Here is a 21,665-nt window from a genome sequence, read left to right on the forward strand (position 1 = left end):
GGCCATGCCCGCGCGGCGCGGTACCGTCGGTGCGATATCGACGACGGCAGGACGGAAGCCGGTGGGAACCCGGCACGGTCGCGCCACTGTGAACGAGACGTTCCAAACGCTCCAAGGGACGTCTCGTGAGTCAGACCCGTAGCCGTCGTCATGTGCACCACCGAGATGGGACGCGAATTCCCCAAGGAGGCCCTGCCATGGCGCAGCATGTCGCACAGCCGACCGCCACCACCCCCGCTCTCCCCGCCAAGCTGCCGATCGGTGCGATCGTCCCGTGGGCGGTGTTCTTCGGCATCCTGATGCTGGTCCTGCTGTACTTCGTCGGCGCCGAACAGGGCGCCACCTCGGTCGTCTCCGGCGAGGACGTCCACGAGTGGGTGCACGACGCCCGCCACCTGCTCGGTTTCCCCTGCCACTGACGCCAGGGACGCCGACACCCTCATGAATTCCGCAACGGTACGGAACCTGCTCGTCCGTGGCATGCTCGCCGGCCTCGGGGCCGGCGTGCTCGCCCTGATCGTCGCCTACCTCCTCGGGGAACCGAATGTCGACAAGGCGATCGGCTTTGAGGAGTCCCACGCCCCGGGGCACGATCACGAGGTCGAACTCGTCTCCCGCAGCCTGCAGTCCACCGCCGGCCTGGCCACCGGTGTTCTGATCTACGGGGTCGCCTTCGGCGGCATCGCCGCCCTCGCCTACTGCTTCGCCCTGGGCCGCATCGGCCGCTTCACCCCGCGGGCCACCGCGCTGCTGCTGTCCGGCTGCGCCCTGCTCGCGGTCTACGTCGTGCCGTTCCTGAAGTACCCGGCCAACCCGCCCGCCGTCGGCGACCCCGACACCATCTCCAAGCGGACCAATCTGTATCTGCTGATGATGGTGCTCAGCGTGCTCCTCGCGATCGCCGCGACCATCCTCGGCAAGCGGCTCGCCCCGAAACTGGGCACCTGGTACGCCACCGTCGCCGCGGTGGCCGCCTTCGCCCTGGTGATCGGCCTGGCGTTTGCGTTCCTGCCGGCCGTCAACGAGGTGCCCGCCGATTTCCCGGCCACCGTGCTGTGGCGGTTCCGGCTCTCCGCGCTGGCCATCCAGGTCACCCTGTGGGGAGGCTTCGGGCTGGTCTTCGGCGAGTTGGCCGAGCGCCTGCTGAGCCCCGAGCCCGCCACCAGGGCACCGGCATCGCCGGTGGCCACCCCCAGCCGACCGTGATCCGACCGTCGCCCGGACCCCACTGGGGCGGCCGCTCTCCTCAGGGGCGGTCGAGTGGCCGCCCCAGCCCGAGGTTCCAGCGTCCGGCGCGTCCGCTGATCCCGGTCGCGGTCAGCGGCCGCACGTCGGCACGCCAGAAGGCCGCCGCGGGCGCGCCCAGCACATGCACCACCGCGGCCCGCACCACGTCCGGCTCCACCACGGCGAGCGTATGGCCGTCCGTCAGCGACGCCGTGTCCAGCCACCGTCCGATCCGCAGGCACAGGTCCCGTACCGACTCCCCGCCGTGGGGCGCGGCCGCCGGGTCGGCCAGCCACCGGGCCACCGCCTCCGGTTCGGCGGCACCGACCTCGTCGAGGGTGAGGCCCCGCCAGCGGCCCGTATCCAGACCGGCCAGCTCCGCACAGGGCTCGGCCACGCCGAGCCCCAGCGCGGCGGCGGTCTCCCGGCAGCGCAGGCTGGGGGAGGTGACAGCGCGGTCGGCCGAGGGCAGCGCCCCGGCCACGGCGCGGGCCCGCGCCGCGCCGCCGTCCTCGAGAGGGCTCGTGCCGTCGTCGAACCGGGCCTTGCGCAGCGATGGACTCATCGCGGCTGAGATGAAGGTGACGCGGCTGGTCACGCGGTCGCTCCTCCTGCCTGTGCCATGGGCGGTACGGCACATACGTAACCACCGGTGGGCCCGCACCTGCCACACATCCGACCGCAGGCCGGGCTTGATAGCCTCTGGGGGCCAGTCGAGCCACATCCGAGGCCAGGGAATCCGGTGCGAATCCGGAACTGACGCGCAGCGGTGAGGGGGACGGGCGGGGCACACCATGCCACTGGGAGGGGAACGGGCCGGCCGAAGGGCGGGCGCGGGACCGTACCGGGAAGGCGCCTCGTCCGGGCGAACCCGAGTCCGAAGACCTGCTGGCACCTCCGCGCCCCGGCGGGGAGGCCGTCCGTAGGCCAGGCTCCGCGTACGAGCCCCGACCACCGAGGCATGCCCGTGCTGCTCCGTACCGCTCTCCGTCCCGCGGCTCTGCTGCTCGCCCCCGCCCTCCTGCTCACCGCGTGCGGTGGTTCGGGAGGCGGTGCCGAGGGCGCCGGGGAGTCCGCCGGCTCGACCGGTTCGGGCTATCCGCGCACCATCGACAACTGCGGCCGCAAAGTCACCCTGAAGTCGGCCCCCGAGCGGGCCGTCTCCCTCAACCAGGGCACCACGGAGATCCTGCTCTCCCTCGGCCTCGCCGACCGTATGGCCGGTACGGCGACCTGGACGGACCCGGTGCTGAAGGGCCTGGAGAAGGCCAACGCGTCCGTGCCGCGGCTGGCGGACAACGCGCCCTCGTTCGAGAAGGTGCTGGACGCCGACCCCGACTTCGTCACCGCCTCGTTCGTCTCCACCCTCGGCAAGGGCGGCGTGGCCACCCGTGAGCAGTTCGAGAAGCTGGGCGTGCCCACGTACGTCTCGCCCTCCGACTGCTCGGCGGGCAAGGACAACGACAGCGGCGGCGACGGATCGCGCTCCACCCCGCTCACCCTCGACAGCGTCTACGGCGAGATAGCCGACCTGGCCCGGGCGTTCGGGGTGGAGGAGCGGGGGAAGAAGCTCATCGCCGAGCTGAAGGGGCGGGTGAGCAGGGCCACCGCCGGGCTCGACGCCTCCGGTGTCTCCCTCGTGTACTGGTTCGCCAACTCCCAGTCGCCCTACCTGGCCGGCTGCTGCGGGGCGCCGGGCGCGATCACCCGGGCGGTCGGCGCGGAGAACGCCTTCGCCGACACCCATGACGAGTGGCCCCAGATCAACTGGGAAACCGTCGCCGACCGCGATCCCGACGTCATCGTCCTCGGCGATCTGACCCGTAAGCAGCAGACCGCGGAGACCGCCCGGGCCAAGATCCGTTTCCTGGAGGCCAACCCCGCCACCCGCAACCTGACGGCCGTGAAGAAGAAGCGGTACGTGCTGCTGAGCGGGCAGTCGATGAACCCGTCCATCCGCACGGTCGAAGGGATCGAGAAGGTCGCCGCGGGGCTGCGCGACTTCGGGCTCGCCAAATGAGCGCCCGTACGCTGCTGCTGACCGGCGGCGGGCTGGCCGCGCTGCTGATGTCGGTCGCCGTCGCGGTGACGATCGGACCCGCCGACATCTCCACGGGCGATGTGTGGGCCTCCGTCGCCGCCCACCTCGGTGTGGGCGAGAGCACGCTGACGCCGCTGCGCGACGGCATCGTGTGGAATCTGCGGATGCCGCGCACCCTGCTCGCCGCCGTATGCGGGGCCGGGCTCGCCGTATGCGGGGCGGTGATGCAGTCGCTGCTGCGCAATCCGCTGGCCGATCCGTTCGTGCTCGGGGTGTCCTCCGGTGCGTCCACGGGGGCGGTCGCCGTGGTCGTGCTCGGGGTGGGCGGGGGAGCCGTGTCGCTGTCCGCGGGCGCGTTTCTCGGCGCGCTGCTCTCCTTCGCGCTGGTGCTGCTGCTCAGCCACACCCTGGGCGGCAGCACGGACCGGGTCGTGCTGTCCGGGGTGGCCGCCATGCAACTGTTCTCCGCGCTGACCTCGTTCACCGTGCTGACCTCCGCCGACGCCGACACCACCCGGGCCGTGCTGTTCTGGCTGCTCGGCTCGCTCTCCGGCGCCGGGTGGGGGCAGGTGCTGCTGTGCGCCCTCGTCCTGGCCGTCGTCCTCGTCCTCTGCCTCGGATACGCCCGCACCCTGGACGCGTTCGCCTTCGGCGACGAGGCCGCGGCCGGACTCGGCGTCCGTGTCGCCCGTACCCGCCTGGTCCTGCTCTCGGCGACCGCGCTGCTCACCGCCGCCCTGGTCAGCTGTGCCGGGGCGATCGGCTTCGTCGGCCTGGTCCTCCCGCACGCCACGCGCGCCCTCACCGGCGCCGGCCACGCCCGCCTCCTGCCCGTCACGGCGCTGACCGGAGCCGTCTTCCTGGTGTGGGTGGACACCCTGGCCCGCACCGCCCTCGATCCCCAGGAGGTCCCGGTGGGCGTGGTGACGTCCCTCATCGGCGTACCGGCGTTCGTGGCCGTGCTCTACCGCGGCCGGAGCAAGGCATGACGGGCCTGCCGGAGCGGGACATGACCGGCCGAGCGGAGCAAGACATGACCGGCCGAGCGCAGCCGGGCATGACCGGTCTGCGCGCGGACCGGGTCAGCCGCCGCACCGCCGACAAGGTCATCGTCGACGGTCTCACCCTCACCCTCGCCCCCGGCGAGACGGTCGGCCTGCTCGGCCCCAACGGCTCGGGCAAGTCGACGCTGCTCAGACTGCTCGCGGGCGTCCTCGCCCCCACCGCCGGGGTCGTCACCCTGGACGGGCGCCCGCTGCCGGAGGCCGGCCGCCGCGCCACCGCCCGGCGTATCGCCACCGTCGAACAGCACGCCCACACCCAGACCGAACTGACCGTCCGCGACGTCGTGGCCCTCGGCCGCATCCCGCACCGCCGCGCCTGGACCCCGCCCACGGCGGCCGACGCCGAGGCCGTCACCGCGGCCCTGGCCCGTACCGGACTGACCGGCCGGGCCGCCCAGTCCTGGCACACCCTGTCCGGCGGCGAACGCCAGCGCACCCAGATCGCCCGCGCCCTCGCCCAGGAACCCCGCGAACTCCTGCTCGACGAGCCCACCAACCACCTCGACATCCAGCACCAACTCGACCTGCTGGAACTGGTCGCGGGCCTCCCGGTCACCACTGTGATCGCCCTGCACGACCTCAACCTCGCCGCGATGTACTGCGACCGGCTGCTGGTCCTCCGCGACGGCCGCGCCGTCGCGGAGGGCACCCCGGCCGAGGTCCTGACCCCCGCCCTCATCGAGCAGGTCTACGCCGTCCGCACCGAGGTCACCACCGAACCCGGCCACCCCGTGATCCGCTTCCTGCGCCGCGGCGCAGGAGGGGCCCAACCATCGGCCCGGCCCGCCTGATCGCCTGATCGACGGGCCGGGGCGCCGGGGCACGCCGGCCGGTCAGATGTCGCGGAAGATCTCGATCTGCGCGCCGATCGAGTTCAGCCGCTCCGCCAGGTCTTCATAACCCCGGTTGATCACATACACATTGCGCAGCACCGACGTCCCCGGCGCCGCCATCATCGCCAGCAGCACCACCACCGCGGGGCGGAGCGCCGGCGGGCACATCATCTCGGCCGCCCGCCACCGGGTCGGGCCCTCGACCAGTACCCGGTGCGGGTCGAGGAGCTTGACGTGGGCGCCGAGGCGGTTCAACTCGGTGAGGTAGATGGCCCGGTTGTCGTAGACCCAGTCGTGGATCAGCGTGGAGCCCTGCGCGGACGCGGCGATGGCCGCGAAGAAGGGCACGTTGTCGATGTTGACGCCGGGGAACGGCATCGGGTGGATCTTGTCGATGGGCGCCTGGAGCTTGGAGGGCCGTACGGTCAGGTCGATCAGCCGCGTACGGCCGTTGTCCGCCGCGTACTCGGCGCTGCGCTCGTGGTCGAGGCCCATCTCCTCCAGTACGGCCAGCTCGATCTCCAGGAACTCCACCGGCACCCGTCGGATCGTCAGCTCCGACTCCGTGACCACCGCGGCGGCCAGCAGGCTCATCGCCTCGACCGGGTCCTCGGACGGGGCGAAGTCCACGTCCCGGTCGATATCGGCGAGGCCGTGCACGGTGAGCGTGGTGGTCCCTATTCCTTCGACCTTGACCCCCAACTCCTCCAGGAAGAAGCACAGATCCTGGACCATGTAGTTGGGGGAGGCGTTGCGGATCACGGTGACGCCGTCGTGCCGGGCCGCGGCCAGCAGCGCGTTCTCGGTGACGGTGTCGCCGCGCTCGGTCAGCACGATCGCGCGGGTCGGGGACACCTCGCGGTCCACCCGCGCGTGGTACATCCCGTCCGTCGCGGTGACTTCGAGGCCGAAGGGGCGCAGCGCGGTCATATGGGGCTGCACGGTGCGGGTGCCGAGGTCGCAGCCGCCCGCGTACGGGATCTTGAACTGCCGCATACGGTGCAGCAGCGGGCCGAGGAACATGATGACGCTGCGGGTACGGCGGGCGGCCTCCGTGTCCATGGAGTCGAGGTCCAGTTCGGCGGGCGGCACGATCTCCAGATCGGCCCCGTCGTTGATCCAGCGGGTGCGGACGCCGATACTGCCCAGCACCTCCAGGATGCGGTAGACCTCCTCGATCCGGGCGACCCTCCTCAGGGTCGTACGGCCCGAGTTGAGCAGCGTGGCGCACAGCAGAGCGACGCATGCGTTCTTGCTCGTCTTGACGTCGATGGCGCCCGAGAGGCGCCGGCCGCCGACGACCCGCAGATGCATCGGCCCCGCGTATCCGAGCGAGACGATCTCGCTGTCAAGGGCCTCGCCGATCCTGGCAATCATCTCAAGACTGATGTTCTGGTTGCCTCGCTCGATGCGATTGACCGCGCTCTGGCTGGTGTTGAGCGCTTCCGCGAGCTGCGCTTGGGTCCAGCCGCGATGCTGGCGCGCGTCGCGGATGAGCTTGCCGATACGGGAGAGGTAGTCGTCAGTCATACGGCAGAGGTTATCTCAAATATGAGATGCGTGCGCGACGGGGGTGGTGTTCGGGTGAGGGGTCGTCGGCGCCCTGTCCGGCAAACCCATTGTTCTAGTTGCATGCGAACAACTACGATGCGAACACCTGAACAGGAGGCGCCCGTGCAGCAACCGTTACGTCGAACCTTGGTGGTCGCCCTCCCCTTCGCCCTCGCCTGCGCTGCCGTCCTCACGACGTACGCGGCCCTGCGCGACCGGCTCCCCGACCCGCTCGCCACCCACTTCCCGGCGAGCGGCAAGGCCGACGGCTTCTCCAGCGCGGGCTCCTTCGTCTGGGTGGCCATGGCCCTGCTCGGGGTCCAGGGGGTGGTCTTCGCCGTCCTCGTGCACCGCTCGAGCCGGGGTGGCCGGGGCATCGGCTCACTGCGCCTGATGGCCGCGTTCGCGTACGGGGAGTCGGGGCTGCTGGGCTACCTCTTCCCCGCCACGCTCTTTGCCAACGCCGACGTCCCCGACGCCGCCGACGTCCGCCTCCCCATGTGGCAACTGGCCGTGGCCCTGGCCTGCGCGCTGCCCGCCGCGGCGCTGGGCTGGCTGCTGGCCGGGGCGGACGCCACGCCCGCCGAGGAGCCCGCCGAAGAGCCGCACCGCCTGCCGCTCCGCGAGAGCGAGGTCGCCGGCTGGACCCGCACCGTCACCTCACGCGTGCTGCTCGGCGTCGGGCTGGCCCTCGCATGCGTGGGCGCGGTGCTGGCCTTCACGGTGAGCCCAGGAAGCGGGCTGCCGATGGCCGTGATGGGGGTGATCGCCGTGTTGCTGTCCGGCTGCCGGGTCACCGTCGACCGGCGCGGCCTGACCGTGTCCCCGCCCGTCGTCCGGCTGCCCCGGCTGCGGGTGCCGCTCGGCCGTATCGAGGAGGCCACCAGCCGACAGGTGAGCGCGTACGGCGACTTCGGCGGCTGGGGCTACCGGATCAGGGCGGGGCGCAGCGGCCTGGTGCTGCGCTCCGGGGACGCGCTGTGCCTGCGGCTGACCACCGGCAAGGAGTTCGTGGTGACAGTGGACGACGCCCGCACCGCCGCGGCGCTGCTCAACACCCTCATCCACCGGGCGGCGGACCGCGGCGCGGGCCGCTCGGCGGACGCGAGCTGACATGCTGTTCACGGTCGATCCCGGCTCCCCGGTCCCGCTCGGCGACCAGATCGCCGCCTCCGTACGCCGTGCCGTCGCCGACGGCACGGTCCACCCCGGCGAACGTCTCCCCGCCGCCCGCGCTCTCGCCGACTCCCTCGGCGTCAATGTGCACACCGTCCTGCGCGGCTACCAGCGGCTCCGCGAAGAGGGCCTGATCGAACTGCGCCGCGGCCGCGGCGCAGTCGTCACCGGCGCCCCCACCTCCGCCGGCCGCGCCCGCCTCGTCGAGGGCGTCCACGGCCTGGTCACCCAGGCCCGCGCGATCGGGCTCTCGGACGACGAACTGCTGGCCCTGGTGCGCAACGGCCTCACGGGCGGCTGATCGCCCCGGCGATCACTCGTACCGGTGACCGCCCGTCCCCGCCCCCGCCGCCGTCCCCGCCGCCAACCCCGTCACCATCCCCGCCACCAGCTCCGCGAAGTCCGCCGCCGGGTCGTCCAGGGGTGTGCCGTGGAGGAGTTCGACGCGGTGTACGAGGCGGGGGGAGATCAAGGGGATCGCGACGATGCCGGGGGCGCCCCTGGTGGCGGAGTGAGGGAGGAGGGTCAGGCCGTGGCCCGCCGCGACGAGGGTGAGGAGGGCCCGTACGTCGGTGCCCTCGTAGCGCAGGGCGGCGCGGAAGCCGTTGGTGCCGCCGGCGGCGCGCAGGTGGCGCAGGGGGACGGCGGCGTCGGGGGCGTCGAGCCAGCGCCAGCGGGGGGCGGCGAGGTCGGTCAGGCGCAGGCCGAGGCGCCGGGTCAGGGGGTGGCCGAGGGGGAGGGGGACGACGAGCGAGCCCTCGGCGATGGGCAGGGTGGACAGCGGGCCGAGGTCGGGCAGCGGCAGGGGGTCGCCTGGCGCCGTCAGGCCATCGGTCAGGCCGAGGTCGAGCTGTCCGGTGGACATGGCCGCGGGGATCTCGTCGCGGGACAGGAGCCGTACGGCCGTCCGTACGCCCGGGTGGGCCCGGCGCACCTCGGCCAGGGCCGCCGCGACCCGGGGCGTCAGGGCGGGCGGCGAGGCGCCGAGCGTAAGACGCGCGGTGGTGGCGCCGGCGAGGCGCTCGACGTCCGCGCGGGCCGCGTCCAGCCGGTGCAGCAGCGGGCCCGCGTGTTCCAGCAGCCGCGCGCCCGCCGCGGTCGGCGCCACTGGACGCCGGGTCAGCAGCGTGGTCCGCAGATCGGCTTCGAGCGTGGCGATGTGCCGGGACACGGCTGCCGGGGGGAACCCCAGGTCGCGGGCGGCCTCTGAGAAGGACGCGCGGCGGGCCACGGACACGAAGGTGCGGAGCAGGTGCGGATCCATTGCCTCAGTATTCCGGCTCGTGGGGCACCCGATGACCTCATCTCCGGGCGCCTGACGCTCAGGGAGCGTCACTTGGGCGAGCGTTCGAATCCGGGGTGTCCGGCGGCCGGGCGACCAGCCGCGCGTACCAGGCGGAGGAGGCCACCAGCTGGCCGATCGCCAGTCCCGCCACCACGATCAGAAACACCACGATGAGCCAGGACAGCAGCGTGAAGACGGGGCCGAGGGGGCCGAAGTCGGCGAGGCTGCGGTTCATGGCCCGCGGCATGATCAGACGGGAGGCATAGCCCAGCGCGACGGTGCCGGTGCCCGCGAGCACCGCACCGGGCAGCAGCGGCAGCCATCCGACCCGGCCGCCGAGCAGCAGATGCTGGGTCCACCACCACAGCAGGACGGCCGACAGCAGGGACAGCACGAGCCCCGAGACGATCCCGGTGCCGAAGCCCCTGCGCACCGGCGCCTGGACGAACAGCACCGCCAGCCAGACCAGCACCCACAGCAGCCAGCGCCACGCCGCCACGCGCATCCTCGCCCTGGGCAGGTTCCAGCACCGCTCGCAGACCGTCTGCAGGGCCCGGCTGAAGGCCGTGGCCGACACCAGCGCCACCAGGAGGCCCACGGCGCCCGTGGGCTTCCTGGTCGTACCGGACGCGGCGAGCGCCCGGCGCAGCTCTTCCAGCGTCTTGCCGCGCACACCGACCACCGAGCGCACGGAGTCCGCCAGCAGGCCCTTCCAGCCCTCGGGAGCGAAGGCCGCCACCACCATCAGCAGTGGCAAGGCCGTCAGGAACGCCTGCGCGGCCAGTCGGCTGGCGGCCTCCAGAGTGTTGACCGCCAGCAGCCGCTCCGTGAGCCGGGCGACCGGCCCGGCGACTGACGGGGAGCGCGCCGCGGCCAGGACACTCCGTGCTCCGCCGAACCGGGGTGGCCGGTGTTCGTCTCCGTCGGAACTCACCGCCTGCCTCCTGCGTTCCAGGCTGCCACCTCGGCCTCGGACGGTCCCAGGAATTCACCCCGGCTGCCGCCACCGCCGATAACGGGTGCTCGTGGCGCCCGTTCGCCGCCGCCGCGGCGATGCCCAGCAGCACCAGGACGAGGACGACGAGGCCCAGGACGAGCGCCACGGACGCCGGGGTGGGGTGGTTCCACAGGACGAGGGCGAGCGCGCCGCCGCCGATGACGATCCCGGTGGTCCAGCCGCGGTGGCCGTCCAGCCAGCGGCCCGTACCGCCCGTACGCACACCGGCGCGGGCCAGGGCCCGGCCGGTGGCGCCGGTGGCGCGGGCGGCCCCGGAGCGTATGGCGCGGGCGCCGCGCCCGGGGCCGTACAGATAGCCGGACAGCACGGTGACGACCGCGATGACCAGGATCGTGCGGGTGCTCTCGCGCAGAAAGCGCACGAAGGTGTCGTAGATGGTGGCGGCGGCGTCCTCGGGCAGCGTGGTGGGCGGGACGGAGTCCAGATAGACCCGGCGCACTACGGCAAGGCCGACGAGCAGCACCAGCATCATCACCGCGACGCCGATGCCCACGCCCATCAGAGCCACCCGGTGCGCGGGGGCCGTCCCCACGGCGAGGGCGGCGAGCACGAGCGCCGTGATCGGCAGCCAGACGCCCAGCACATTGAGCAGCCGCATCGCGTCCTGCGCCTTGTCGAGCTTGTCGGTCTTCAGCAGCGGGACCGTCCGCTCCACGGTGGGGATGTGCGCGGCCTTCTCGTATCCCGCGGCGACCAGTCTGTGTTTGACGTTGTCGATCAGGGTGCCGATGTCCAGGACGATGGTGTTCCCCCTGGCCTGGACGGCGCTGGGCCCCTCGCCGGTGAGGACCTTCACCACGGCGGTGTGCGCCCGGCGGTTTGCGGCGGTCCACACCTGGGCGAACTGGTCGCTGTGCACCACCTTGGCCACCACGTCGTGGACGGCCGTGGTGAGGGCGGTCTTCAGCGGCCCGGTCAGCAGCCGGGCGCTGTCGGCCACCCGGGGCGGGGCGCCGACCCGGTCGAGGGCCTTGGTGAGCGCGGCGGTGACCCCGGCGACGTCGACGTTGTCGACGACGCGCTTGGTGAGCCGGTCGGTCACCGCGCTCTGTACGGCGGGGTCGGAGGCCAGCGGCGCCACGGTCTGGACGTATCGGCCGGTGTCGGAGACCTCCTCATGCGCCCAGGTGGCGACCACGGCGAGCGGTGCGAGCAGCACGGCAAGCACCAGCAGCACCGACGCTCCCGCGTACCGCAGTCGGCGGTGGCGGACAGCGACCGCCTTGCGCAGCCGCTCGTACTCCTGGCGCTCGGTGGCGCTCAGCGGAGGTTCGGGCGGCGGTTCTGAAGGCGGTTCGGAGGGAGTGCCCGAGGAGTCCATGCGGTCCTCCTTCGCATGATCCTCATGGTGCGCGGAGGCATGGCTGATCGCCATCTGGGTCGCGTCGGCAAGGACGAGCCGGCACGGGCGACGTCGAACAGATCAGTGACTGCGCTGTTACAGTCCGCTTGCCCCGAGTACGGGGACACGACGGAAAACAGAATGAGGGGACCAGAGTTGCGCTTACAACTGAGACGGATGATCGCGGCGATCGGGGTGGGGCTCGCGCTTGCCCTGTCGCCGATCACGGGGACCGCGACGGCGCAGGAGACGGGCACCATGGCCGTGACCAACATGGACTTCACCCCGTCCGAAGTGGACGCGACGCCTGGCGGCGAGACCGTCACGCTCCGCTGGACGATGACGGATACCACCCCAGAGACCGACGGCATGAGCGCGCGGGTCTACCTGCGCCGCCAGGGCGCGACGGCCGACACGTACCTGGGCGTGCCGCTGGTCGGGACCTATGACGTGGGCTCCTCTGGCCAGGACATCACCGTGGTGCCCGGTTCGACGCCTCAGGAGGCTACTTATGAGTGGACCCTGGCCGTTCCGCAGTACGCGGCCGGGACGTCGGTCACCTGGGCCGTTACCCGCTTAGAGGCCTGGGACAACCAGGGCACCTCGCTGGACTGGGGCGCCGCCGAGCTGGGTGCGTTCCACAGCACGTTCGAGGCGAAGACGCTCGCCGACGCGCAGGGTCCGACGTACGACGACCTCGCGGTGAACAGCGAACAGGAGCCGTACGTCTACGCCGGCGAGGACTCGTCGAGCATGACCTACGAGCTCGATGTGTACGACGCCCAGGCCGGCATCTCCGGCGGCACCCTGACGGTGACCGGCCCCGGCGGGCAGCACCTGACCGGCTCGTTCGCGATCGAGTGGACCTGGTACGAGGGCTACCAGGGGTGTGGCTACATCGACTGGGGCCAGACGTACGCCGGGTCCTGCCGCGTGTCCGTGACCTTCCCCGCGCACGCGGCATCGGGCACGTGGACCGTCTCGAAGGTCCAGCTCACCGACAACGCGGGCAATACCAGCACCTACAACAACCTCTCAGCCGCCCCTGTCCACGTCACCTCCAACGACGTGCTCTCCGCGGACGGTTTCACGGCGACGCCGAACCCGGTCGACACCTGGCACGGCGCCCGGACGGTCAAGGTCGGTTTCCGGCCCCACGGGAACCAGGGCGAGGTCGCGTCGGCGGTCGTGAACACCGGCAGTGTCAACGGCTGCCGGCAGACCTCCACCACGGCGACGACCGCGGCTGACGGGACCGTCTCGGTGAACTACAGCGTGCCGCGGGGGGTCTTCACCTGCCGTATCACCGGCCTGATCATCACGGACAACGCCGGGAACGTCGCCCTGTACGGCTCGGAGTTCGGCGCACCGGAGACCGGTCTGACGATCGCTTCGGCACCCGACACGGTGCTGCCCGAGATCGACCAGGCCACGCTCTCGCCCACCACCATCCCGGCAACGGACCACTTCACGGACATCCGGCTCACCGTCAACGTCTCGGGCACCACCGCGGGTGTCAACGGCTACGACGTCTACTTGATCGATTCCTCGGGGCAGTGGATCCCGGCCGTGTTCGGCGGTACCTCAGTGACCTTCAGCGGCCCGTTGACCTTCTCCTTCACGCTCCCCTCCGACGTGGCCCCCGGGACGTACACCATCGCTCTGCGCCTGTCCGACCAGGCGCGCAAGTCCTCGTCCTTCGGTTTCCCGAACGGCACCCCGATGCCGGGTGGGCCGGTGACTTTGACGGTCACCTAGGCGCCCCGGAGCCTGAACGGATCGCCCGGCATCACCGGGAGGTGCCCGGTCTCGCTGCGAGGCCGGGCACATCGCCGTCACTGCCCCGCGGAATGCCTCTGGACCCTTCGCCGGCCCGATGGATGAGAGCGGTCCGCCGCGTACGGCTGCCCGAGCATGAGAAACGGATCACGGCAGTGCGAGCCCACCGTGCGGCGGTCCATGTATTAGGGTTATCTTGACATCGAGATATCCGCCGGAAGGCGCACCGCGGCCGCGCCGGTAAGGCTTGCCTAACTAAGCCTGACCTTACCTGATGGGTGAGGACACGGGGCGGCAGGATTGCGGTAGTACGCGCGAGATCATGCATGAAGGAGACTGTCGTGTCGGCGAACAGCTTCGACGCCCGTAGCACCCTCCAGGTGGGCGACGAGTCGTACGAGATCTTCAGGCTGGACAAGGTGGAGGGATCCGCCCGTCTGCCGTACAGCCTCAAGGTGCTGCTGGAGAACCTGCTCCGTACCGAGGACGGCGCGAACATCACCGCCGACCACATCCGCGCGCTGGGCGACTGGGACCCGAGCGCCCAGCCCAGCCAGGAGATCCAGTTCACGCCGGCCCGCGTGATCATGCAGGACTTCACTGGCGTGCCGTGTGTCGTGGACCTCGCCACCATGCGCGAGGCCGTCAAGGAGCTGGGCGGCGACGCCGCCCGTATCAACCCGCTCGCCCCCGCCGAGCTGGTCATCGACCACTCGGTCATCGCCGACCGCTTCGGCACCCCCGACGCCTTCGCCCAGAACGTGGAGCTGGAGTACGGGCGCAACAAGGAGCGCTACCAGTTCCTGCGCTGGGGCCAGACCGCGTTCGACGAGTTCAAGGTCGTCCCGCCGGGCACCGGCATCGTCCACCAGGTCAACATCGAGCACCTGGCCCGCACCGTCATGGTCCGGAACGGACAGGCGTACCCCGACACCCTGGTCGGCACCGACTCGCACACCACCATGGTCAACGGCCTGGGCGTGCTGGGCTGGGGCGTCGGCGGTATCGAGGCCGAGGCCGCGATGCTGGGCCAGCCGGTCTCGATGCTGATCCCGCGCGTCGTCGGCTTCAAGCTGACCGGCTCGCTGCCGACCGGCACCACCGCCACCGACCTGGTGCTGACGATCACCGAGATGCTGCGCAAGCACGGGGTGGTCGGCAAGTTCGTCGAGTTCTACGGCGAGGGCGTCTCGTCCATCCCGCTCGCCAACCGCGCCACCATCGGCAACATGTCGCCGGAGTTCGGCTCCACCGCCGCGATCTTCCCGATCGACGGTGAGACGATCAGCTACCTCAAGCTCACCGGCCGCAGCGAGCAGCAGCTCGCGCTCGTCGAGGCGTACGCCAAGGAGCAGGGCCTGTGGCTGGACCCGGCCGCCGAGCCCGACTTCTCCGAGAAGCTGGAGCTCGACCTGTCGACGGTCGTCCCGTCGATCGCCGGCCCCAAGCGCCCGCAGGACCGGATCGTGCTGGCCGAGGCCGCGCAGCAGTTCGCCCAGGACATCCGTAACTACGTGGCCGAGGACGAGGAGACGGGCAAGGAGTCCTTCCCCGCCTCCGACGCCCCGGCCATCGACCACAACGGCATGCCGACCAAGCCGACCCCGGTCATCGCCCCCGACGGCAGCCAGTACGAGATCGACCACGGCGCCGTCACCGTCGCCGCGATCACCTCCTGCACCAACACCTCCAACCCGTACGTCATGGTCGCCGCCGCCCTCGTGGCCAAGAAGGCCGTCGAGAAGGGCCTGACCCGCAAGCCGTGGGTCAAGACCACCCTGGCCCCCGGGTCCAAGGTCGTCATGGACTACTACGACCGGGCCGGCCTCACCCCGTACCTCGACAAGCTCGGCTTCAACCTGGTCGGCTACGGCTGCACCACCTGCATCGGCAACTCCGGCCCGCTGCCGGAGGAGGTCTCCAAGGCCGTCAACGAGGCCGACCTCGCCGTCACCTCCGTGCTGTCCGGCAACCGCAACTTCGAGGGCCGGATCAACCCGGACGTCAAGATGAACTACCTGGCGTCCCCGCCGCTCGTCGTCGCGTACGCCATCGCGGGCTCCATGAAGGTGGACATCACCAAGGACGCGCTGGGCATCGACAAGGACGGCAACCCGGTCCACCTGACCGACATCTGGCCCTCCGAGAAGGAGGTCGAGGAGGTCGTCGCCTCCGCGATCGGCCAGGAGATGTTCAGCACCAGCTACGCCGACGTCTTCGCGGGCGACGCGCAGTGGCAGGCGCTGCCCATCCCGACCGGCAACACCTTCGACTGGGACCCGGAGTCCACCTACGTCCGCAAGCCCCCGTACTTCGAGGGCATGACGATGGACCCGGCGCCGGTCCAGGACGTCACCGGCGCCCGGGTGCTCGCCAAGCTCGGCGACTCGGTCACCACCGACCACATCTCCCCGGCCGGTGCCATCAAGGCCGACACCCCGGCCGGCAAGTACCTCACCGAGCACGGTGTCGAGCGCCGCGACTTCAACTCCTACGGCTCGCGCCGAGGCAACCACGAGGTCATGATCCGCGGCACCTTCGCCAACATCCGGCTGCGCAACCAGGTCGCCCCGGGCACCGAGGGCGGCTACACCCGCGACTTCACCCAGGACGGCTCCCCGGTCTCCTTCATCTACGACGCGTCGCAGAACTACCAGGCCGCGGGCATCCCGCTGGTGATCCTGGCGGGCAAGGAGTACGGCTCCGGCTCCTCCCGCGACTGGGCCGCCAAGGGCACCGCGCTGCTGGGCGTCAAGGCCGTCATCGCCGAGTCGTACGAGCGCATCCACCGCTCGAACCTCATCGGCATGGGCGTGCTGCCGCTCCAGTTCCCGGAGGGCGCCTCGGCGCTGTCGCTGGGCCTGACCGGCGAGGAGACCTTCTCCATCACGGGCGTCACCGAGCTGAACGACGGCACCACCCCGCGCACCGTCAAGGTCACCACGGACACGGGCGTCGAGTTCGACGCGGTCGTGCGCATCGACACCCCCGGAGAGGCGGACTACTACCGCAACGGCGGCATCATGCAGTACGTGCTGCGCTCGCTGATCCGGAAGTAAGTCCCGGGCGGAAGCCTGAAGGACGGGCCGACGGGCCGCACTCCTCGGTGAGGGGGTGCGGCCCGTTCGCCGTTCGCTGCTGGGATCAGGGGCGGGACCGCTGGTGGCCCGAGATCCAACGACCAACGCCTACGCACACGCTGCGTCACCACCCGCCGGGCCCGAGGCCACCTCCACCCCGCCTGAATTCGAAGACTCCGCAGACCTTGCCGCCGGAATTTGTCGTTCGAGGCCCGGCGGCAAGGTATGCGTTTGGGAATCGCTCCGGCGTTCGTCTCTATGCGCGGACGGAGTGCACCGTCGTGTCGCGTGTGTTGCGGCTAGATGCTTGATCCGCCGCCGGAGGTGTTGCTCCACCAGGCGCTGTAGGCGTTCAGCGAGTACCGCTTCTGCACGCCGCTGGTCGAGGTGATCTCGAGGCCGAACTGCATCGTGTCGAAGGTGGTGTTGCGCAGGAGGTTCTGCGACGCGGCCCATCGCCAGACCGCCGAGGCGTCGATGGTTCCGGTGTTGGTCTGCTGGGCGGGGATGAGCTGCAGGACGTTCCAGCCGGGATCGGCCTGCCAGACCGACGCGTACTGGACGCCGCCGATGGTCACGTTGGACGCGATCTGCCTTCCCCAGCCGCCTGCCGTCCCCCCGGACCAGCTGGTGAAGACCATGATCTCGTCCTGGTTGCCGGTCGACCAGAGGTCGCTCGTCCAGTTCCAGTGATCACTGCCGGCGACGGGAGCCGACGACGTGTTGTACCAGAAGCCCGCCGAGTTCAACTGCGACAGCGGCGTCTGGGGCCGGACCGAGGTGTTCGGGTAGGACTTGATCCCGCCGCCGGAGTGGTTGGCGTCGACATACCAGGACTTGATGCTGTTGACGGTCTGGCACTGCGTGCCGGCGTTTTCGCCCCAGACGTTGTTGTAGATCGTCCAGGTGCCCTGGGTGTACTGACCCCACCGGTCGCAGGTGGAGTTCACCTGGGCCTGCGCCGGAGACGCGAAGCTCAGGAACCCGGCGATCACGGCGACTATCAGGGCCAGCCGACCGAACCCGGCCGACTTGCTGCTGATGGATTTCACGGCTTGCCATCTCATGTGTCCCTCCAAGGACGGCGATGGGTTGTTCCGGACCCTCCGGTCTGGTGGCGGACCCTGGCGCCGCGAGGTGTCGCTCGCCGGCGAGTCCGGGCTCGGGACGGTGCGACTCAGCCCCATCCGAGGTGCTTGCGCAGTTGGCCGACTGATCGGCTTGATGGCCGGCCCTGGGTGAAGTGGTTCCTTCCACTGCTCGCAGTTGGAGCCCCCGCCGAAAGCGAGGCGGCCGAAACGGTCGATCAGCTGACGTGTTGACACCTTCGCTCCGTTCGCATGCGGTGCTGCTCGCGATGGTGGGGTGGCTCGTGTCGTCGAGGTGGCGCGCTCAAGAACTGCGGGAACGGTGCTCGGTCCCTTTACTTTCAAGCACCGGGCTTGCCGGACGCAGGTGGCGAAGTGTCGAAGCGCTTGCGTCTGCGTGGACAGTAATGATGGGGCCTCTGAACAGCAAGGCTCTGCGCAGGAAGACACATTTCCTTCACCTGTGCACATCGCCGTCGAAGCGCTTCGAAAGCATGGCCGCGCCCGCCACCTGGCCTTCACGGAACCGCTACTGGCCCTGGTGGATGTGGCGGAAGGTGCCGGGGCAGGTGCTGATATGACGGGTGAAGAACTTGCCTCGCCCACCTACAGCGCCCTGGTCAACGCGGCCTCCAGCAGCGCTGACAACCAGCAGTTCGCCCGCGCCTCCAGCAGCGAACTCCAGGTCTACACAGGCTTGCTCACCATGTGTCTCGACTCCAACGGCGCGACGAGTCCGGACGGTGCGGTCACGGGTCGGCCTCCTCGGTGCCGGGCGATCAGCGCGGCAGCTCGACCTTCACCGGGCCGCACCCCAGCCGCTCCGCCTCGGCGGCGGCGTAGCGGGGGAGGAGCTTGCGCGGAAGGTCGTCCATGCCGGTGCCGTCGTCCTGGACGAGGAAGACGACCAGACCGGTCTGGCACATGGTCTGGTACAGAGCCAGGTCCCGGCCGACTGAACTCCTGCCTCGCTTCTCGTAATCGGGCGCTTCGTTGCGATCGGTCCGGTCGGACAAGACCTGGGCGAGCCGCGGGCTCTCGACGGTGACCAGCCGCAGCCGCGGACGCCCCCGTATCGTGAGGTCCCTGGTGCCGACGCCGCAGACGCGGGCCGTCCCGGGGCTGTGCGTGAGCAGCGTCTCGTCGAGCCAGCCCCAGCGCTGGTCCTGGTCCTTGGAGCGGGGCAGCGTCAGCCCGTCGACGCCGCAGAGCCTTCGCGGCTCGGTGTCCTTGAGGGGAGGGACAGCGGGAAGACGACCCGGGAGGGGGAACGTGCCGTCGCAGCCCAGGGCGCGCATGGCGCCGTTGGCCAGCCGGACGGTCGCGCGCGCCGTCTGATCCCGCCAGTGACGGTCCTCGTCCAGGCTCATGGGCGGCCTGCCCCAGGACGCGTCGACGACCGCAGGCCCGGTGATGCCTCTCCCGTCGCCGCAACCCTTGGGGAGCGCCAGCCAGGTCCGGCTCTCCGAGGCCATCCCGACGAACCCCTTGCCGAACGGCACCGACAGCGGGGAGAGGAAGTCCGTCAGCCAGCCCGCGGACTGCGCGTCGTACCGCCCGTCGAGCTGGTGGAGCCGGAAGTCGATATGCGCGACGGGGCCGCCGTCGTCCAGCGCCAGGAGCCGACAGGCGCCCTGGACATCCGCGCCCCCGTGGGTCGGGCGGATCTCCTCCGCGCGGACCGAGCGGTCGGGGCGGAACAACGCCTCCGCCTCCTTCTTGGGGAGCGCCCCCCAGCACATGGCTTGTTTCTCGTCCGACCACGGGAGGCTGTCGGTCTGCCAGGCGGTCAGCAGGCCGCCGATGAGCGCGCTCACGACTCCCACGGTGATCAGCTGACCGGGCCGGGACCGCAGCAGGCCCCAGGCCCGTCGGCCACGCCGCGCCCACCGGCCCTTGCGTGCCACCTCGGCGGCGACGCGGATGTGGTCCTGCCGCCGTAACTCCTCAGGGCTGCTCATATCGAGTCTCCGTGTGGTGTGACGGCGGCGCAGCCGAGGCGCTTGGCCACGGCGGCGGCGTAAACGGGGAAGATACGGGACGGGGTGGCGAACGGGGTGTCGTCGGCGACGTCCGTCCGCTCCATGGACATCACTGTCGTACGGCCCGCGCATCGGATCCGGACGAGCGCGCCATCCGCGTCCATAAAGCCCTGGCCGCGCCAGCCCCGGGCGGGCGGGGCGCTGCCGGTGAGGCCGTCGAAGAGCTTCACCAGCCGGGGGTGGGCGGTCATGGTGAGCCGGGCGGCCACCGTGTCGTACCAGCGGACGACACAGGTCTGGAGGTCGTCGCTGACCGGACCCACGGCTGAGTCGAGGCCCTTGCCGCTGCCCTCGCCACCGCCGGACGCGGGCCTCAGTCCGTCAATCCGGCAGGCGCCCGAGGAGTAGCCGGTGACGAAGGTGTCGTCAGGCACGTATCCCGGCGGTATGGGTGCGGTGAAGCCCAGCGGCTTCTCCGGCGCGCAACCGGCCTTCTCCATGCCCCGGTTGGCGACGTCCACGAGCAACTGCCCCACCTCCCAAGGCTCGATGGAGACATCCTCCGGCAGGGTGGCGGTGTCGTCTTTGCCGTCGCTCTGCACGCCGCTGACGGTCACGACCGAGGGGCGGCCGTCGACATCGCACTTCTCGGGGAGCACCAGCGTGGCGGAGCCCTCGCTGACGAAGCCCGGCAGCCCCTCGGGAAGCTGATCTCCCGCGCCGGCGAAGAGCTCGGCCAGCCAGACGCGGCGCTTCTTCGCGTCCTTCGGGGCCGTGCCGTAGCTGACGGAGATCTTCTCGTGGACCTCGTCGATGCCGTTATCCCAACTCGTGGTGATCGTGCACGAGCCGCGCGGGCGTTCGGGCGTCGGGGCCGTCTCCCGGAAGGCGCGGTTGTCGTTGTTGAAACGCAACGGCTTCTCGCCCTGCGACCAGGCGCCCCAGCAGTATCTCTTCGCCGCGTCGGAGTCGGTGTCCGCGTCGTCGCCTGCCCTGATGACCAGCCATCCCGCCACCAGCGCGGCGGCAAGCCCACCCGCCAGCGCCGCGCGTACGCGCCGCGCCGCCAGAGCGCGGCGCCGCCGTCCGCCACCCCCACCGACACCGGCGGTGTCACCGTCGCCTGTCGTCCGTTCGTCCATCTCGCTTCCCCCCGAAAGCATGTGTGCCGTGGATCGTATCGGGCGGCACTGACACGTACCTCAGAGAAAGGTGCCGGACGGGATGTACGGAGTCGGCGGCCGCATCCCGCGCAGGCACACATAGCCCCACGTCGACAGCTCGAGCCCCGCCGCCAGCCCCACGTCCACCGCCCACTCCTGCTCGGCCGTCAAGTTCTGGACCCGGGCCTCGGTGCCCTCCGGGAGGCTGAGCAGCGCGGCGGTCAGCAGCCGCGTCGCCAGCCGCCGGGAGGTCGCGGCCAGCAGTTCGACCTTGCCGTCGTCGCCGACGTAGCAGTATCCGCTGCCCGCCAGGTCGTCCGAGACGAACAGCCGGCACTGGCGCAGCAGCAACTCGTGGTCGGGGCCGTGCGCGCCGCCCCGGGTGCGGCGGTCGACGGAGTCCATCATGTCCCGCTGCCTGGGCCCGCCCTCGAAGACCGCCCCGTCCGGTGGGGCCAGCCGCTCCTTGTTGACGATTCCGCGCATGCGGATGGCCGGGTGCAGGGTGAAACCCGCCTGCCGGTACGTGGCGGCCGCCCGCGGGTCCTCGGAGCCGACGATGATCCCGCGCAGACACGCCCGCCCGTACGCGAGCGCCGCCGCCAGCAGCTCCCGGCCCAGGCCGCGCCCCTGCGCCCTCGGGAGCACCGCGAACAGCGCCAGCCCCCAGGTGCCCTCCCGTCTGTGGGACAGCGCCGCGCCGACCGGCATCCCGGCGTCGTCCACGGCGAGCCAGCAGCCGTCCGGGTCGGTGCGGGCGAGGTGTCGGTTGCGGCCGTGGACGGAGGCGACGCGCCGCGGCGGCCACTCGTCGTCGGTCTCGCCCGGGAGGGTGCGGGAGGCGCCGAAGGCGGCGGCGGCCACGGTCCGTACCGCCTCGGCGTCCTCCTCGGTGTCGCGTAGCCGGCGGACAATCATGTACCCATGATGGCGGGCGGGTTGGCGGGCGCGCGAAGTGTGTTGTCGGTTGTGTGGACGTGGCTTGGTCGACCCACGAACGCGACAACGTTGTCAAAAGGGTTCTAGGGATCAGTAC

18 protein-coding genes and 2 riboswitches are annotated in these 21,665 nt (G+C 71.1%); of the genes, 10 read left to right on the forward strand and 8 right to left on the reverse strand.

The window, feature by feature from the left end:
* Nucleotides 1–10: 10 nt before the first annotated feature.
* A riboswitch (cobalamin riboswitch) is annotated at nucleotides 11–162 on the forward strand.
* Between the two features lie 35 nt (nucleotides 163–197).
* A complete protein-coding gene (locus ACFV2X_RS18435) occupies nucleotides 198–419 on the forward strand; it encodes a CbtB-domain containing protein (protein ID WP_147998663.1) in 222 nt (73 codons plus the stop codon).
* Nucleotides 420–441: 22 nt separating this feature from the next.
* Entirely contained in the window at nucleotides 442–1,206 is a 765-nt protein-coding gene (locus ACFV2X_RS18440) for a CbtA family protein (RefSeq protein ID WP_385617405.1), read from the forward strand.
* 40 nt (nucleotides 1,207–1,246) lie between these two features.
* Here ACFV2X_RS18440 and ACFV2X_RS18445 read toward each other — a convergent pair whose 3' ends face one another.
* Nucleotides 1,247–1,825 (reverse strand): histidine phosphatase family protein, encoded by a 579-nt coding sequence (locus tag ACFV2X_RS18445; protein WP_385617408.1) that lies wholly within the window; start codon nucleotides 1,823–1,825, stop codon nucleotides 1,247–1,249.
* Nucleotides 1,826–1,920: 95 nt separating this feature from the next.
* Nucleotides 1,921–2,135: riboswitch (cobalamin riboswitch) on the forward strand.
* 53 nt (nucleotides 2,136–2,188) lie between these two features.
* Between ACFV2X_RS18445 and ACFV2X_RS18450 the strand changes: the two genes are divergently transcribed.
* From ACFV2X_RS18450 to ACFV2X_RS18460, 3 genes are all read left to right on the forward strand, one after another.
* Entirely contained in the window at nucleotides 2,189–3,247 is a 1,059-nt protein-coding gene (locus ACFV2X_RS18450) for an ABC transporter substrate-binding protein (protein WP_385617410.1), read from the forward strand.
* The gene (locus tag ACFV2X_RS18455) at nucleotides 3,244–4,257 is read left to right on the forward strand and encodes a FecCD family ABC transporter permease (protein WP_385617412.1); all 1,014 of its coding nucleotides are present in this window, start codon (nucleotides 3,244–3,246) and stop codon (nucleotides 4,255–4,257) included. The genes ACFV2X_RS18450 and ACFV2X_RS18455 overlap by 4 nt, the downstream gene beginning before the upstream one ends.
* 68 nt (nucleotides 4,258–4,325) lie before the next feature.
* The gene (locus ACFV2X_RS18460; RefSeq protein WP_385617583.1) at nucleotides 4,326–5,123 is read left to right on the forward strand and encodes an ABC transporter ATP-binding protein; all 798 of its coding nucleotides are present in this window, start codon (nucleotides 4,326–4,328) and stop codon (nucleotides 5,121–5,123) included.
* A gap of 42 nt (nucleotides 5,124–5,165) precedes the next feature.
* Here the strand turns inward: ACFV2X_RS18460 and ACFV2X_RS18465 are convergent, their stop codons facing one another.
* The gene (locus ACFV2X_RS18465) at nucleotides 5,166–6,695 is read right to left on the reverse strand and encodes a UDP-N-acetylglucosamine 1-carboxyvinyltransferase (RefSeq protein ID WP_014175793.1); all 1,530 of its coding nucleotides are present in this window, start codon (nucleotides 6,693–6,695) and stop codon (nucleotides 5,166–5,168) included.
* Nucleotides 6,696–6,839: 144 nt separating this feature from the next.
* Here ACFV2X_RS18465 and ACFV2X_RS18470 point away from each other — a divergent pair, with 144 nt between their 5' ends.
* Nucleotides 6,840–7,829, forward strand: a complete 990-nt coding sequence (locus ACFV2X_RS18470) for a DUF1648 domain-containing protein (RefSeq protein ID WP_385617415.1) — start codon at nucleotides 6,840–6,842, stop codon at nucleotides 7,827–7,829.
* Nucleotide 7,830: 1 nt separating this feature from the next.
* Complete coding sequence (locus ACFV2X_RS18475) at nucleotides 7,831–8,193, forward strand: GntR family transcriptional regulator (RefSeq protein ID WP_385617417.1); 363 nt, start codon at nucleotides 7,831–7,833, stop codon at nucleotides 8,191–8,193.
* Between the two features lie 12 nt (nucleotides 8,194–8,205).
* On the opposite strand, the gene ACFV2X_RS18480 is transcribed toward ACFV2X_RS18475, so the two are convergent.
* Together ACFV2X_RS18480 and ACFV2X_RS18485 are read right to left on the reverse strand one after the other, a co-directional pair.
* Entirely contained in the window at nucleotides 8,206–9,156 is a 951-nt protein-coding gene (locus tag ACFV2X_RS18480) for a LysR family transcriptional regulator (protein ID WP_385617419.1), read from the reverse strand.
* A 58-nt stretch (nucleotides 9,157–9,214) separates the two neighbouring features.
* Complete coding sequence (locus ACFV2X_RS18485; protein ID WP_385617421.1) at nucleotides 9,215–10,111, reverse strand: YhjD/YihY/BrkB family envelope integrity protein; 897 nt, start codon at nucleotides 10,109–10,111, stop codon at nucleotides 9,215–9,217.
* Nucleotides 10,112–10,202: 91 nt separating this feature from the next.
* Here ACFV2X_RS18485 and ACFV2X_RS18490 point away from each other — a divergent pair, with 91 nt between their 5' ends.
* From ACFV2X_RS18490 to acnA, 3 genes are all read left to right on the forward strand, one after another.
* The gene (locus ACFV2X_RS18490; protein WP_385617423.1) at nucleotides 10,203–11,483 is read left to right on the forward strand and encodes a hypothetical protein; all 1,281 of its coding nucleotides are present in this window, start codon (nucleotides 10,203–10,205) and stop codon (nucleotides 11,481–11,483) included.
* 231 nt (nucleotides 11,484–11,714) lie between these two features.
* Entirely contained in the window at nucleotides 11,715–13,295 is a 1,581-nt protein-coding gene (locus tag ACFV2X_RS18495; protein ID WP_385617425.1) for a hypothetical protein, read from the forward strand.
* Between the two features lie 362 nt (nucleotides 13,296–13,657).
* On the forward strand, nucleotides 13,658–16,375 hold the full coding sequence (acnA, locus tag ACFV2X_RS18500) for an aconitate hydratase AcnA (protein WP_385617427.1): 2,718 nt from the start codon (nucleotides 13,658–13,660) through the stop codon (nucleotides 16,373–16,375).
* A gap of 320 nt (nucleotides 16,376–16,695) precedes the next feature.
* Here acnA and ACFV2X_RS18505 read toward each other — a convergent pair whose 3' ends face one another.
* The 4 genes from ACFV2X_RS18505 to ACFV2X_RS18520 form a co-directional block, all read right to left on the reverse strand.
* Nucleotides 16,696–17,448, reverse strand: a complete 753-nt coding sequence (locus ACFV2X_RS18505; protein WP_385617429.1) for a hypothetical protein — start codon at nucleotides 17,446–17,448, stop codon at nucleotides 16,696–16,698.
* 815 nt (nucleotides 17,449–18,263) lie between these two features.
* The gene (locus tag ACFV2X_RS18510; RefSeq protein WP_385617431.1) at nucleotides 18,264–19,445 is read right to left on the reverse strand and encodes a hypothetical protein; all 1,182 of its coding nucleotides are present in this window, start codon (nucleotides 19,443–19,445) and stop codon (nucleotides 18,264–18,266) included.
* Nucleotides 19,442–20,608, reverse strand: coding sequence for a hypothetical protein (locus ACFV2X_RS18515; RefSeq protein ID WP_385617433.1), 1,167 nt, complete (start codon nucleotides 20,606–20,608; stop codon nucleotides 19,442–19,444). Before ACFV2X_RS18515 ends, ACFV2X_RS18510 begins: the two co-directional genes overlap by 4 nt.
* Nucleotides 20,609–20,668: 60 nt before the next feature.
* Nucleotides 20,669–21,547 (reverse strand): GNAT family N-acetyltransferase, encoded by an 879-nt coding sequence (locus ACFV2X_RS18520; protein ID WP_385617435.1) that lies wholly within the window; start codon nucleotides 21,545–21,547, stop codon nucleotides 20,669–20,671.
* Nucleotides 21,548–21,665: the final 118 nt, after the last annotated feature.

It is taken from the genome of Streptomyces sp. NPDC059679, from assembly GCF_042734105.1.
Lineage (GTDB): Bacteria > Actinomycetota > Actinomycetes > Streptomycetales > Streptomycetaceae > Streptomyces.

Excerpts from the sequence above, each read along its gene's own strand:
- ACFV2X_RS18510 (WP_385617431.1), bottom strand. The coding sequence starts at position 19,445 with ATGAGCAGCCCTGAGGAGTTACGGCGGCAGGACCACATCCGCGTCGCC.
- ACFV2X_RS18435 (WP_147998663.1), top strand. The coding sequence starts at position 198 with ATGGCGCAGCATGTCGCACAGCCGACCGCCACCACCCCCGCTCTCCCC.
- ACFV2X_RS18440 (WP_385617405.1), top strand. The coding sequence starts at position 442 with ATGAATTCCGCAACGGTACGGAACCTGCTCGTCCGTGGCATGCTCGCC.
- ACFV2X_RS18515 (WP_385617433.1), bottom strand. The coding sequence starts at position 20,608 with ATGGACGAACGGACGACAGGCGACGGTGACACCGCCGGTGTCGGTGGG.
- ACFV2X_RS18465 (WP_014175793.1), bottom strand. The coding sequence starts at position 6,695 with ATGACTGACGACTACCTCTCCCGTATCGGCAAGCTCATCCGCGACGCG.
- ACFV2X_RS18475 (WP_385617417.1), top strand. The coding sequence starts at position 7,831 with ATGCTGTTCACGGTCGATCCCGGCTCCCCGGTCCCGCTCGGCGACCAG.
- ACFV2X_RS18520 (WP_385617435.1), bottom strand. The coding sequence starts at position 21,547 with ATGATTGTCCGCCGGCTACGCGACACCGAGGAGGACGCCGAGGCGGTA.
- ACFV2X_RS18450 (WP_385617410.1), top strand. The coding sequence starts at position 2,189 with ATGCCCGTGCTGCTCCGTACCGCTCTCCGTCCCGCGGCTCTGCTGCTC.
- ACFV2X_RS18495 (WP_385617425.1), top strand. The coding sequence starts at position 11,715 with ATGATCGCGGCGATCGGGGTGGGGCTCGCGCTTGCCCTGTCGCCGATC.
- ACFV2X_RS18480 (WP_385617419.1), bottom strand. The coding sequence starts at position 9,156 with ATGGATCCGCACCTGCTCCGCACCTTCGTGTCCGTGGCCCGCCGCGCG.
- ACFV2X_RS18455 (WP_385617412.1), top strand. The coding sequence starts at position 3,244 with ATGAGCGCCCGTACGCTGCTGCTGACCGGCGGCGGGCTGGCCGCGCTG.
- ACFV2X_RS18460 (WP_385617583.1), top strand. The coding sequence starts at position 4,326 with ATGACCGGTCTGCGCGCGGACCGGGTCAGCCGCCGCACCGCCGACAAG.